Origin of the sequence: Robertmurraya kyonggiensis (assembly GCF_005116465.1) — a bacterium.
Taxonomy (GTDB): domain Bacteria; phylum Bacillota; class Bacilli; order Bacillales; family Cytobacillaceae; genus Robertmurraya; species Robertmurraya kyonggiensis.
In genome coordinates, this window is sequence record NZ_SWBM01000001.1 from 1,377,973 (window position 1) to 1,392,279 (window position 14,307).

General features: G+C 38.0%; 11 protein-coding genes. 1 reads left to right on the top strand and 10 read right to left on the bottom strand.

Annotated features, from left to right (window positions below; all coding sequences use genetic code 11):
• Positions 1-28 precede the first annotated feature (28 nt).
• The 3 genes from FA727_RS06995 to FA727_RS24905 form a co-directional block, all read right to left on the bottom strand.
• Positions 29-1,030, bottom strand: a complete 1,002-nt coding sequence (locus FA727_RS06995) for a glycosyltransferase (RefSeq protein WP_136830191.1) — start codon at positions 1,028-1,030, stop codon at positions 29-31.
• 92 nt (positions 1,031-1,122) lie between these two features.
• Positions 1,123-1,578, bottom strand: a complete 456-nt coding sequence (locus FA727_RS07000) for a hypothetical protein (protein ID WP_136830192.1) — start codon at positions 1,576-1,578, stop codon at positions 1,123-1,125.
• 15 nt (positions 1,579-1,593) lie between these two features.
• Positions 1,594-3,720 carry a glycosyl hydrolase family 18 protein gene (locus tag FA727_RS24905; RefSeq protein WP_194138524.1) on the bottom strand — a complete coding sequence of 709 codons (2,127 nt, stop codon included), beginning with the start codon at positions 3,718-3,720 and terminating at the stop codon, positions 1,594-1,596.
• A 198-nt stretch (positions 3,721-3,918) separates the two neighbouring features.
• Here FA727_RS24905 and FA727_RS07010 point away from each other — a divergent pair, with 198 nt between their 5' ends.
• Positions 3,919-5,043 (top strand): glycoside hydrolase family 18 protein, encoded by a 1,125-nt coding sequence (locus FA727_RS07010; protein ID WP_136830194.1) that lies wholly within the window; start codon positions 3,919-3,921, stop codon positions 5,041-5,043.
• A gap of 39 nt (positions 5,044-5,082) precedes the next feature.
• Here FA727_RS07010 and FA727_RS07015 read toward each other — a convergent pair whose 3' ends face one another.
• From FA727_RS07015 to FA727_RS07045, 7 genes are all read right to left on the bottom strand, one after another.
• Positions 5,083-6,084, bottom strand: a complete 1,002-nt coding sequence (locus tag FA727_RS07015) for an LLM class flavin-dependent oxidoreductase (RefSeq protein ID WP_136830195.1) — start codon at positions 6,082-6,084, stop codon at positions 5,083-5,085.
• A gap of 120 nt (positions 6,085-6,204) precedes the next feature.
• Complete coding sequence (locus FA727_RS07020; protein WP_136830196.1) at positions 6,205-8,733, bottom strand: EAL domain-containing protein; 2,529 nt, start codon at positions 8,731-8,733, stop codon at positions 6,205-6,207.
• A gap of 803 nt (positions 8,734-9,536) precedes the next feature.
• The gene (locus FA727_RS07025) at positions 9,537-10,040 is read right to left on the bottom strand and encodes an endolytic transglycosylase MltG (RefSeq protein WP_136830197.1); all 504 of its coding nucleotides are present in this window, start codon (positions 10,038-10,040) and stop codon (positions 9,537-9,539) included.
• On the bottom strand, positions 10,030-10,401 hold the full coding sequence (locus tag FA727_RS07030) for a hypothetical protein (RefSeq protein WP_136830198.1): 372 nt from the start codon (positions 10,399-10,401) through the stop codon (positions 10,030-10,032). The genes FA727_RS07025 and FA727_RS07030 overlap by 11 nt, the downstream gene beginning before the upstream one ends.
• 222 nt (positions 10,402-10,623) lie before the next feature.
• On the bottom strand, positions 10,624-11,763 hold the full coding sequence (locus FA727_RS07035; RefSeq protein ID WP_136830199.1) for a zinc-dependent alcohol dehydrogenase: 1,140 nt from the start codon (positions 11,761-11,763) through the stop codon (positions 10,624-10,626).
• Positions 11,764-11,905: 142 nt separating this feature from the next.
• Positions 11,906-12,889, bottom strand: a complete 984-nt coding sequence (locus FA727_RS07040) for a ring-cleaving dioxygenase (protein WP_136830200.1) — start codon at positions 12,887-12,889, stop codon at positions 11,906-11,908.
• A gap of 203 nt (positions 12,890-13,092) precedes the next feature.
• A complete protein-coding gene (locus tag FA727_RS07045) occupies positions 13,093-14,247 on the bottom strand; it encodes a CapA family protein (RefSeq protein ID WP_136830201.1) in 1,155 nt (384 codons plus the stop codon).
• Positions 14,248-14,307: the final 60 nt, after the last annotated feature.

Genomic DNA, 14,307 nt, shown 5'->3' on the forward strand with positions numbered 1-14,307 from the left:
AAAGAGAAGTCATAGGACCTCTCCAATTTCACCCTTTTAACCACTCTGCAAAAAACTTCCGATACCCTTCCTTCATGACCGTACTCGAAAAAGCCTCAAACGCATAATCGCGATTCTCTTTTGAAGCTTTGATTGGGATAGCTGCAGCCATATTCACTAATTCAAACCAGTTCTTTTCATTCCCAGAGAATGAATGTCGTGAATTAATGTGGCCATAACAAGGATGTTCGGGCTTAACAATCATTTTCCCCATTGCCAGTGCTTCCGTTAACGGCATGGAAAACGTATCAAAGCTCGAGCTATTCCAATACACCTTGGCTGAATTCATTAAGCTAAATATCTCATCCTGGCTTAATGCAAACTGGAGCTTCACATTGCTCGGAATATCATACTTTTTCGTACTTTCCCGATACCGCTCCCCACCGAATACCATGTACACCTCTTTATCGGGATTCTGCCGAGCATACTCAATAACCAGGTCTGGTCGTCTATTTACCTCATCTCGACCGATCCACAAAATCCGATTCTCTACTACAAGACTTGGATCATAATATTTACGAGATAATTCCTCATTAAATCCAATCGGAATGACGGTTACATCCCCTACACCAAAATTCCGAACTAGTTCCTTTCTTAAAAACTCCGTTTGAACGATTGCTTTATCAACGATTTGATAAAAAGGCTTCATCATCTCATAACCAGTTAAAGCTGGGTCAGGAAAGCTGTGTGGAAACAGCACACTATTTTTCAAAAACATTTTTAAATATGTAAAACCAGCAACGGTGTAAATGACATGTTCAATATTTTGTGAATAGATTTGATCCAACACGATATCATAGTTCACTAGATCGGCTTTTTCAAATTCATACCCTGGAACCCAGTCATAGCCACTCACATGTCTTTCTGGTGAGATAAAAACAATTTCAATTCCTAACTCCGTTCCAATTTGTTTTAGGCGTTCAGCGAAAATCCGTGGACCTTGTGCTTCAGCAAACTGGGTTTTTCTCATCACCAATCCAACCTTCGTCATCTCTTTCACCCCTTAGAAATCACAAAACCTTCCGTATGCAGGGAAGGTTTGTAATGTGTATATTCTAAGTATACATGTTGTCTAAATAGAAATCATTCATTCAGCACTTCTGCATTTTTAAAAAGGAACTCCATTGCTTGTTTTGTACTAGTTAAGACAAATACATCCAATTGCGATTGTGTAGAGGCTATCTTGGCATCCAGCTCATACTCTTTCCACTCATCTGTCAATTGAATTTCTTCAGACTTCACTTCGTTCAAAAAGGTCCCTCTTGCATCCGTCTCTTCTATTTTTAGATAAACGTTCCCTGTCCCTTTTAATGTAACTTTGTACTTTACAGTAGTAGAGGTAGGTGCACTCGGTGTATGGACAAATCCTTCTCCTTCTTTCTCCCCTTTCGTCTCTACCTTAAACTCCTGATTGGCCAATTCAGTGACAGTGGCACCTACACCAAAGAACTCAACTTTTTTTGTTTCTGCAGCTAATACAGAATGCCCGATCAATAAAAAAATCAAACTTAAAACACTCATAAATTGCATTTTTCTCATATTCTTCACTCCTTCTTATTTCACGACTGTGTATAATTTACTTAAGGTTGCTTGACCTGCTATCCCATCAGCTACTAATTTGTACTTTTTCTGAAAGGCAACCACAGCATTTTTCGTTGTCGTATCGTAAGTTCCATTAATTTTTCCTTTATAGATTCCCGCTTTCTTCAGTTTGTTCTGCATATCAGTTACTGCAGTTCCTTTCGAACCTACTTTTAAAGTCGGATATTTCTTTACCGCTGCTACAGTTGTTTTTGCGGTAGCGGTAGTAGTCTTAACAGGCGTAATTACTGAATCAAGTTTTCCTAAAGTAGCTGGACCTGCTATTCCATCCGCTTTTAGTTTATATTTCTTTTGAAAGGCTATGACCGCATTTTTAGTAGTTGTATCATAAGTGCCATTAATTTTCCCTTTATAAATGCCGGCAGTTTTAAGTTTACTTTGCATGTCAGTAACAGCAGTTCCTTTAGTACCTGCTCTAAGGGTTGGATATTTTTTAACAGTCGTTACTGCCTTAGACGCCGGTGCCGGAGTTGGTGCTTTTATCACTGGCGCTGGTGTCGGCGCCTTGACCACTGGTGTTGTCTGCTTTGGTGTCGGCGCAACAGCTTCCTGTGCTGGGGCTGATATGGCACCAGGCGTACTGGCTGACGGATTATTCACAACCGGTTGCTGTGTAACTGGAAGTGTAGAAACACCCACATTTAATTCTTGTCCAACATAGATCATATCTGAATTCAAATTATTTAATTCTTTTAATTGCGTTACACTCAACTTGTGGTCAGTAGCAATTTTCCACAAAGAATCTCCAGTCTTTACTGTATAAGTTGAAGTCGTAGGTGATACAGTTCCAACCTGCTCTTTTGGTTGGGTAGGATTTGTTGGAGTCACCTGGATTTGGTCATCAGCCATCCATGTCTTATACGATTGCCAAATAGATGCATTTTCTTGGCCCAAACTCCAGCTTCCAGTTCCTTTAATATTGTACTTATGGATAAGTTCGAATTTTGCTTGTATGGAATTAGCATTTTCATACCAGATATGGTAAGTTCCCGCTGTTAAGGTTTTTCCAGCAATTGTAGTCGTTGGATCCCCAGGATCGATCGTAATCGTTGCTTTCGCATACTTCGTCTTTTCATCAAAGGTTACTGTGCCACCGTATTTCTTTAATAGCTCATCCACCCGTACATTAGAAATACCTGTACCACCGACAGCCTCACCTTCCTTCCAATACCGCCCGTAAAAAGGAACCCCAAGAACAACTTTATCTGCTGGTACTCCTTGATTAAGGGTATATTGAATAGATCGTTCAACCCAACCGTAGCTTGCGACTGGACCTTCAGGACTGCCTTCATAGCTTTCATCATAAGCCATTACCATGAGGTAATTAGAGTACTTAGCTAATTCTTTATAATCATAAGAACCATGCCAGCCCTTTGTCCATCCGTTGGGATTAGCCGCAACAGCCACCGAAACTTCTTTCCCCTCAGGGATTTTTTCTCTAAGTAATCGAACTAAATCGGTGTAATTTTCCCGATCTACTTCCGTCACGTTTTCAATATCTACTTGAACACCATCCAGATTATTCTTGATAATAAACTCAGCAATTTGGGTCGCTAATTGTTCGCGATTGGCAAGTGCTGAACGTCCAATTGTACGGTCCCAATGGTTACTTAAAAATGGAACTACCTTTATTCCTCTCTTATGCATTTCTGTAACAAAATTCGGATCGAATTGTGAAGTTACCTTTAGAGAACCATCAGCATTTATATCAAAGTAACTTGGGGAAACGAGACTCAAGTTTCCTTGAGTTTTATCCACTTGGGAGATATAAGATTGGGTATTGCCAAAATAGAGATATGACATATTAAAATCTACTTCATGCGCAGATGCTTGTTTCATTGGAAAGCTAGCAAGAAGCGTTGCACCTGCCACCACAACAATTGTCGCCACTCTTAATTTCGGCATATGCTTTTTAACAAATGAAATAGCGTTCTCTCGCATTTTTTGACTGCCATCTTTTTTAAAAAAGCCTATTTCTGATGCAAATTCTGTGTCATACGTTCCACTTGGTTGCTCGATATAGAGGACAATTTTCGTTTCTCCATTGATTTCTAATAATTCAAATCGATCGAAATCCATCGAATTCAATATCCATCACCTCATGGCTTTATTATTGCTTAACTGCATTACGGTTATTTATACGAAATGGATATAATCCAAAGAAAGTATTTTAGTAAATTTGCCTTGGTTATTATGAATACAAATATTACCTCCTCTTTTCGGCTCAAATCTCTGTTACAATTTTGAAGGTCGAAAAACTATGTTGGAGGAATAGCTATGAAAAAACGAATACTCCTCCTTTCCTTGGTAATCATCATTACCTTCATCGGAGGTTTTTTTGCGGGAACTATATTTCCTACCCATGAATCAGAAAAAGTAAAAATCGGGAAACTACCCCAATCAAATAAAGAAACAAAACAAAAAGTAGTCCCAAAAGTCACCGAAGAAAAAGTTCTTATCGGTTATGTGCAGGATTATCGCGATCCAAATAAAATTCCGTATGATCAATTAACCCATGTCATTTTTTCATTCGCTCATCCAACCAAGGATGGTCAGCTTTTATTCAATGGAGATCAACCTATTAGCAATTTACGAACGATTACTGCAAAAGCTCATGCTGCTAATACAAAAGTAATGCTAGCCATTGGTGGCTGGTACCATATACAAGGTGGAGAGTCTTATTCTTATTTTAAAGAGGCAATCTCCTCGCCAAATACTCGTCAAAAACTTGTTCAAGAGATCGAACGAATTGTACAAAAAGAAAAACTTGATGGCATCGACATTGATTTTGAACACCCGCGCTCAAAAGAGGACGCGCAATACCTAGCCGCTTTCGTTAAAGAACTACGAGGTGTCCTCAAAAATAAGGAATTATCAATCGCTGTGAATGCCAAGGTTCATAGTGTTGCAGGAACAGAGATTAATAATGTGATATACGAAACGTCTATGTTCATGAACGTAGATCATGTGAACATCATGGCTTATGATGGACAGTGGGACGGAGAATACAACGCAGCAAATCTATCTCCATATAAATTCAACGAACAAATCGTAAAGTATTGGACAAATTTATTTGAAGCCAATCATTTATCAAGAGAAAAGCTTGTATTAGGGATCCCTTCTTATGGACAACCTGAGGATCCAAATATTAAACAGGTCTCTTACAGCGCAATTATCAATGCAAATCCTGCAAATGCCGGCAGTGATACGGTTGCATTAAACGGTACTATCTATCATTATAACGGGACAAATACTGTGCAAAAGAAGGTTGATTTAGCACTTCAAAATGGTCTCGGTGGTATGATGCTTTGGGAAGTCGGACTTGATGCAGAAGGTGCAAATAGTTTATCAAATGTAATTGCGAAGAAAATCGAATCAAACAATTTATATACTTTAAAATAGAAAAAAGGTCTAGGATACGCATAATCCTAGACCTTCTTTTTACTTTCCGTCCACAATCTCTTTTAAGATTTCATAGGAGCGCTTTTGTTTCTCCGGATCAAATATATAAGAAACTGCCATAAGCTCATCCACATTGTACTTCTCCTGGAATTTAATTAACTGCTCTTTCACGCTGTTTTTACTTCCTAACAAGGTCACACTAGACATCTGTGTAGCCATTTGTTTTTCCGGCGGACTCCAGAGCTGCTCCATGTTCTCAACTGGAGGGCTTAAAGGCTTTTGTGTCCCGCGCACAACATTTAAGAAAAACTGTTGCATCGTTGTTTGCTCCAATTTAGCTTCCTCATCCGTTTCCGCAGCAATCACATTCAAGCATACCATCATAAACGGCGAATCTAGGTATTCAGATGGCTCAAATCGATTTCTGTAGATTGAAATAGCCTCTTCCATATATCTAGGGGCAAAATGGGATGCAAACACATATGGTAACCCAAGCTTCGCAGCTAAGTATGCAGAATCTGTAGAAGATCCTAAAATGTAGATCGGAATGTTTGTACCTACACCTGGATATGCTTTTACATAATCCTGTTTCTCTGCTGGACCAAAATAAGTTAACAAGGCATTAACATCCTCTGGGAATGTAAAAACAGAATCGTTCTTGGAACGTCTCAGCGCACTCGCAGTCATCATATCTGTCCCAGGTGCTCTCCCTAGACCTAAATCTAACCTTCCCGGATAAATTGTCGCCATCGTACCGAACTGCTCGGCAACGACTAGAGGTGAATGATTTGGGAGCATCACACCACCAGAACCAACTCGAATTGTATTTGTATGTTCTAACGTATGTTTAATTAAAATGGATGTCGCTGAACTCACAAGAGTTGGTGTGTTATGATGCTCTGCAATCCAGTAACGTCTATAACCCATTTGCTCGGTTGCTCGAGCAAGTTCAACCATCGCATCGATTGCTTCCTTCGCACCCTCACCTTGTCGAATAGGGGCAAGATTTAATACAGATACAGGGATATTTATATTTGTCATATTGAAGATCCTTTCTTGATAATCGTTCTCCCTTATATTAACAACTGCAACATTGGAATCAAAATTTAATGCTTACAAATGAAAAGGCAACTCTCCATCGATGGAGAATTGCCTTGTTTCTTAAGAATCTTTAATAAACTTATGAAATTCTTTTGCCTCTAATGGCTTAGAGAACAAATAACCCTGCATTAAATGACAGCCATTTCGAATTAGATATTCCTTTTGATATTCCTCTTCTACTCCTTCAGCAATAATGCCCAATTTCAAGCTTCTTGCCAAATTGATTATCCCATTCGCAATCTCTGAAATAGACCCGTTTTCATCAATGCTTTTAATAAAGGATTGATCGATTTTCAAAGTATCGATTGGCAGCTTTTGTAGATAACTTAAAGATGAATATCCCGTGCCAAAATCATCAATGGAAATTGAAATACCAAGTTGATTGAATTCCTCTAATGCCTCAATCGTTTCACTCATATTATTTAAAAGAGCACTCTCAGTAATCTCCAATTCCAGTAATTCTGGTGCAAACTGCGTAAGACTTAACTTATCTTTTACACAATCAACCAAATTCCTTGCTTCCATAAACTGTACAGCAGATACGTTGACAGAAACTGTTAACTTTTCAACTAATACGTCATTCCATTCCTTCATTTGAATCATAGCTTTTCTTAAGACAAGCTCAAATAAAGGCTGGATTAAACCTGAGTCCTCAGCAATCGGAATAAACACAGCTGGAGAAACAAAGCCCAATTTCACATCATTCCAACGTACCAATGCTTCTGCTCCAATAATTTTACCGGAAGCAGCATTCATTTTCGGCTGATAAAAGACATCCAGTACTTCATCCTCAATCGCTTTTCTTAGACTTGCTTCTATTTCAATTCGCTCTAGGCTTACATTACTTTCATTCGGATCATATACGACAAAGCGATTACCACCCTGTTTCTTTGCTGCATACATTGCAATATCTGCATTAATAATGAGCTGTTCCATATTTTTCGTATGATGCGGATAAAAACTAATTCCACAGCTTGAACCTACATAGATATCTCGCTCTCCTAGATCATATGGCTTTCTTATGTGAAGAATTAATTCATGCGTCATTTCTCTGACTTGCTCTTCACTTAAATTCTCCGTCAAGATGATGAACTCGTCACCACCTTGTCTTGCCACTACGCACTTATAATCAATTAAAAACTCTTTAATCCGTTCAGAAATAAGCTTAATTAACTGGTCACCCATTTTATGACCCATCGAATCGTTAACATGCTTGAATCGGTCGATATCAATAAAAATAACGCCAATGACATGATCGTTTTGACTTGCCTCATGGATTAAATCACTCAATTTTTCTTGAATAAAGCGTCGATTTGGCAACGAAGTAAGCGGGTCATGATAAGCTTGGAATTTAATAACTTCCTGACTTTCTTTCAGATCATCGACATACGTTTTTAAATCTCTAGACAATTCGTTTACATTCGCAACTAAATGACCCAATTCATCCTTACGATTCAAGACTAATTTCTTCCCGAATGTCCCTTGAGCAATTTCATTGACATGATCAACAATAAGCGCAATTGGTTTTGTAATCGAATTCGAGAAAATAAAGCTAACAAACAAAACAATAATCATAAAAAACAGTGAAGAGAATAGATAGGCTTCTAATTCTTTGTACAACTCTTTATCAATCATTGCATTATCATAGACAAACCCAATTACATAAGATCCATCATTTGATTCGTTAATTGGCACGAATGCTTTTCTTACATCTTTTCCATTGATGACCTCATTGTAACTTTTCACTTCATTTGTGGCTAAAGCTGATTGAATATATTTCTGATCCTTGGCCGTATTCGCATAATCATAGGAACCATACCATATTGACTGTTCGGATATTCGGATAAAACTATTACCGTTAAGATAAACTTCCTTTTTTGCGTTTCCAAAAGACTCTGGATTGAATACCGACAATTCCAGAACCCCTTCGAGCTGATTCGTTACTTGTTCCATGATGTTTGTAGGTCCAAAGCGTTTCTCATACTCTAGAATTTCATCGTCTCTATAATATGGATCGATTATATAATTTGTCCTCCCGTCAAAATAATAGCCCCATTTGTCCGTATGATCTGGGTTGCTTGAGGCAATTTCAATTGGACCAGACCAATAATCTTTTAAGGTTAATCCTTCTTCTACCGTTACTGGTTCCCTAGCAAAAAGCTGTTGGAATGCATCATACCAATAGCCCCACTCTTTTGTTGACATGCCAATTTCATGAGGATCTGAAGATTTAACGCCAACAATATCATCTTCCGTTTGGGCAAGAAGGGTAATATGAGAAATCTTTAATTCCTTCGCCAACTCCACTAGCTGTTCGTTCGTGACATCTTCATGCCGAGTCGGTAGCGAATTTCGAATTGCGATTGATGCTGTACGAAGCTCTCTTCCAACAATATTTTCGACATATTCAGAGCCATTTTTCGCATTCTCCACTTGATAAGAGACTTGCTGAGCAAGCAAAGAAATTTCTCGATCATAATTTTCAAGCAAACTATTTTTAGCACGAAAAAAATGATGCATATTATTAGCTATTAATATAAGGAGTACTAAAATTGTAAAAAGAATAGGTAGTTTTTTCTTTATAGACACATTGCATGCCTCCGATGGTGAAATCTAAATTACAATAAAAACTGCACGAAAAATTATTATACCATAATTTCAATGAAATTTTCCTATTTACAAACACCTTATATTAATAAATATATTTTCAGATTTTAGGTCAAAAGAACTCCCGTTTACTTAATATGGAGTGGTTCTAGGAGTCGCTTAAGTTTAAGTCCATTTCGGAAGTGCCTTTTTATATTTATTCTTTAGGATTGAACATTTTGTTTTTTTTGATGTATGAAGAAAATGCTTTCCATATATTTATATTTTAATTGGAAGAGCAACCAAGTTTTAAGAAAAGAACTTACTTCCAACCATTTCTAATTCATCTAACATACCAAAAAATGGGTCATTTTCACCATTTAAGAGAGTCGAATCTATTCACTTTTAATCTAAAATTATGTATAATAAGATTGAATCAAACGCATATATTAAAAAAGACCGTTTGGTGCTGTAACACCAAACGGTCCATGCAATAGAAGGTCCTGTCAAGGGGATCAGCTATTAAAGGGATAATCCACCTACGGTTGGTCAACTCAAGGGTGGGTTATTTTTTTTGGTTAAATGACAGAACTGCGACTATTAAGCTTGCAAACGCACACGCAAACATTAAAGCTTCGGATACCGCCACCAGCAGCACCCCCTTTCTTGGGGAGCGTGCTGACCACCCTTGAGTTACCTAATTCTATTGCATTTCCATTATATCACATATAAGGGAATGCCTGTTCCATTTTTTTCTAATTCTCGAAAATCCATACTTTTTTCTCATTTGCTCAACGAATCACGAATTATTTAAATATAACAGAAATAATTTCATCCATCGTCATCGTGCTATTCACTTCAAACGTTCCTGGCTTTAATTCGTTGGACAATCCTCTTTTTTCAACCTCATGGAAAAATGTCATCGCATCGTCTAGGATTTTCCCTTGTTCTAATGCATTTCCAACATCAATACTTGTCATACCAGTTGCAACATTTACAATCGTTCGAGAGACAACTTCATCATCTTTCTTCGGTTGTTCTTCTTTAGCTGTTTCTTCATTAGCTTTGTCAGTCTTCGCAGCTTCTTTTTTCTGCTCTTCGATAGCAGTTAATTGCTTTTCCCACTCGGCATTCGTTAAAATAACATACCCAGAGTTAGCTAAATTTGTTTTCATTTCTTCTTCAGTTGGAGCAGCAGCTTTTTTACTGTTATTTTCACCTTTTGATGAACCAGAGAAGTATACTGCACCACAAACGCCTGCACTAATAAGAAGACCTGCAGCAAAGCTATTCACAATATTAGCCTTCATTTGCTACCTTTCTCCCTTCATTCTTAGTTACATACGGTGCAATTAATTGTTCAACTTCATGCTGCTGAAGATCGAATTTCGCAGCAATGCCTTCTAGCGTGTAATTTCTCTTATACAAGTCTAGTATTTCTCGAAGTAAATGGAGTTCCTCTCTCGTCATACCAGCTCGTTGTGCATTAATTTCACTCTCAAGCTCGAGGCTCCTGATTTGGCCCTGCAATTTATTAACTTCCTCCATCATAGACATGTACACTGTATCAATTTCACGCTGTTCAGCCTTAGCCGCTTGTTTACTTTTATAGTATGAAAATACGAAAAGTAGAGCAGCCACGATGAATAAAGCTGATAATGCCCATCCCATCTCTAAATTTCCTCCTTTAACTTAAAACATATTCCTGCAAGATAACATTATACCTTCTATTTCGTATTTTTTCGATCAAATTCTACAAAATGCTTCAAAAGTCAGGATGAATTTCGATGGATGAATAGGAAGGCTTTAACAAATAGGTATTGTTGCTTTAGAAACTTTGTACAATCTTTACAACACACGCAAAAAAAATACAGAGAGTAAATTTCTCTGCATTTAATGGGGTTTTAAAATAACCTTGATACAGTTATCCGTTTTAGTATCAAAGAATTCGTATCCTTTTTTCGCATCAGTTAAGGGAAGTCTATGAGTCACGATATCAGCAAGATTTACTTTCTCTTTACTCACCAAGTCATAGAGCTTTGGAATAAGCGGAATGACATGCGCCTGTCCCATTTTCATTTGCACATTCCGTTGAAAAATATCCCCAAGTGGAAACGCATTGTAACGCATTCCATAGACCCCGGTTAATTGAATCGTACCGCACTTTCGTACTGCTTGTGCAGCCATCACAATTGCACCCATCGCCCCACCTTGGAGTTTAAGACCCGTTTCAATCATTTCAATCGGTCTCATCTTTCCATCCATACCAACACAATCAATGACCACGTCGGCTCCACCCTTAGTCATTTCCTTTAAATATTCACCAGTGTGCTTTTGTTCTTCAAAGTTCACAATTTCCACGTTATTTGTTCTTTTCGCATGCTGTAAGCGATACTCAATGTAATCTACAGCAATGACACGTTCTGCTCCTTTTAACCACGCAAATTTCTGAGTCAGCAAACCAATGGGACCACAGCCAAGCACGATTACAGTATCTCCCTTTTGCATACCTGAGTTTTCAACACTCCAATAAGCAGTTGAAGCCGCATCGGCTAGGAGTACTAACTGTTCATCCTCAACTTCACAATCATCTGGCAGTTTATAGGGTGTAAAATTGCCATACGGAACGCGCAAATATTCTGCTTGCCCACCAGCGTAACCGCCCGCTGTTTCAGAATAGCCAAAATAGGCTCCCATATCTCCATGTGGGTTCGCTTCGTCACATTGACTCGTATAGCCATGACTACAGTACCAACAATGGCCACAACTTATATTAAAAGGAACAATTACACGGTCACCTTTTTTGAGATTTTTTACCTCAGGACCGACATCTTCAACGATCCCCATTGGCTCATGACCTATGATAAAATTCTCTGGCATATTCGGAATCATTCCATGGATCAAATGAAGGTCAGATCCACAAATCGCCGAAGTGGTCACTTTTATCACAATATCGTCTGCCTTTTCAATTTTCGGATCATGTACTTCTTTTACTTCGACATCCTTAAAACCTTGATATGTAACAGCCTTCATGTTCGCAACTCCTTTTTGGCGAATTTTCTGAGTGAGGCATCCTCAATAATTTTCCCAAGAAGGTCAAACTTTAAATTTTTTTTAACAAGGTAAATTAATCCGAAGACAAAAGACTCCCGCTTGATTAGCAGGAGTCTCTTGCTTATTCGTATTCTTTTTGAAATTTCTTTGTACTTCTCGTTGTATCGATCGGGCGTACAAGATTCTCGATTTGTTCACGCTTCGTTTCTAAGAATGGTGGAAGGGATAGCTTTTCACCAAGGGTTTCATATGGTTCATCACCCATAAATCCAGGGCCGTCTGTCGCAAATTCAAAGAGTATCTGTGGAGCCACCCTTGCGTATAGAGATTCAAAGAAGTGACGGTTCACATAGCCAGATGTATTGAAACCAAAGCTTTCCATTCTTTCAATCCACTCTTCAAGTACAGATCGGTCCTCAACGCGGAAAGCGGCATGGTGGACAGTTCCAAAGCCTTGCTGTGCTGGTGGTAAAATGGTGTTGTATTCTACTACGACTTGCGCACCATTTCCGCCTTCTCCAACCTCAAATAAATATAAGGAACCATCTTTTGCGATTTCCTTAAATAATAGTACTTGCTCGAGGACTTGTTTAAAGAAATCAAATTGTGATACGCGGACGAAGATTGGACCTAAACCAGTAATCGCGTATTCCAATGGGATTGGTCCATCTTGCCATGGAGTACCAGATGCAACACCCGTATTATTTTCATCTGAAATTAATTGATATTGCTGGTCATCGAAATCGACGAAAGCTAGAGTTTTCTTGCCGAAAAGTTCTTTGACGCCAGTATGCTTAACTTCTAATCGATCGAATCGTTTTACCCAATAATCTAATGCTTTATCTGTTGGTACACGGAATGATGTTTTGAAGATCTCGTTATTTCCATGAACACCTTTTGGGATTCCTGGAAAGTCAAAGAATGTCATATCCGTTCCAGCACTACCTTTATCATCTGCAAAGAATAAGTGATATGTTTGGATATCATCCTGATTAACTGTTTTCTTAACCAAACGCATTCCTAATACATATGTGAAAAATTCATAATTTTTTTCTGCACTGCTTGTAATTGCTGTTACATGGTGTATTCCTTTTAGTTCATTCATTTTCATAACCTCCAATAAGTATTATGCCTCTGTGTAACAATTTACCCACACCCGATATCTCAATTTAATATATCTTGAATTCGAGATAATAATAGCATCGATAGAACTTGTTGTCAACAATATACGAATTTCTGGAATTCATTTTAATTGTTTCTCCAAATAAAAAGACGCATCCACAAAAGAATGCGTCTTTTCCTGCTCTTTTACTCTGTTTCATACTTAAGCCATTCAGAGCCGTTGATTTTATTCGAGACATCAATAATTTTTTGTTTCACGCGATCCCTTTCTTTTCCCTCTAACATCGTTGGACGATAGTCATTTCTATTCGTCTGAGAAGAAATCGAAAATGGAACTACATTGATTTCTTTTTTATCTGTCAGCTCACCATTTTCCAAATGGAAGGTTTGCTGAAACACATAAGTGTCTTTATCGTCTGGATTACGATTGCCTCCAAACATAAAATTACCTAAGCTATAAACAATGTATTTGCCATTATATTCTTCAATTCCTTGCACAACATGTGGGTGATGACCAAGAACCAAATCTGCACCACTATCAACAGTGAAACGAGCTAGTGACTGCTGTGATGCAGTCGGTACATATTCCCGTTCTACACCCCAATGAAAATGAACAAGAACAATTTGTGCCCCTTGATTTCTTAATTCCTCAATATCCTTAGAAACTCGACTACGAATCTCGGTTGTATCTGCCCAGCCCTCATAGCCAAGAGCACCGATTTTCACATCTTTAACTGTCGTAATAAACTTATTATCGTAACCAAAGTAACCAACATTCGCATTTTTTAAAGTATTGATCGTATCATCGTAACCTTTCTGTAGGTAATCACGGATATGATTATTAGCTAGGTTTACCGATTCAATTCCACCAAGCTTTAGAATTTCAACGTAAGATGGATCTCCTTTAAAACGGAATTTCTTCTCAGCTTTTTGATTAGCATTTGTCAAAGTTGTTTCCAAGTTTACTGTGGTCAAATCATCATTCTTAAAAATATCATTTAATCCACCCACAAAATGAGATAGACCATTCTTATCAGCTTCATGCACGAAAGTACCATCATAACCAAACGATTCATCGGTTCCGATCGTAAAATCTCCAGCAGCACTAATTTTAATGGTTGTCTCAAAATTAGGCTCTACTTTTGGCTCGGGCTGGACATTGGACTCGGGTAAAACCGTATGTTTTACTCCACCTTCACTGGCTACGCCGCTTTTATTATTCGAATTTAAATAACTTAAAAGAATAACACCCGCAACAAACAAGCAAATAATAATAGAAATGACCATAATATTGATATTACTTCGACGTTGCTCTTTTCTCGTATCTTTTCTACTCTCCATGCAACGAATAACCCCTTTTAAAATAATCGATAAATATAAGGCCAAATTGGTTTCTGACTT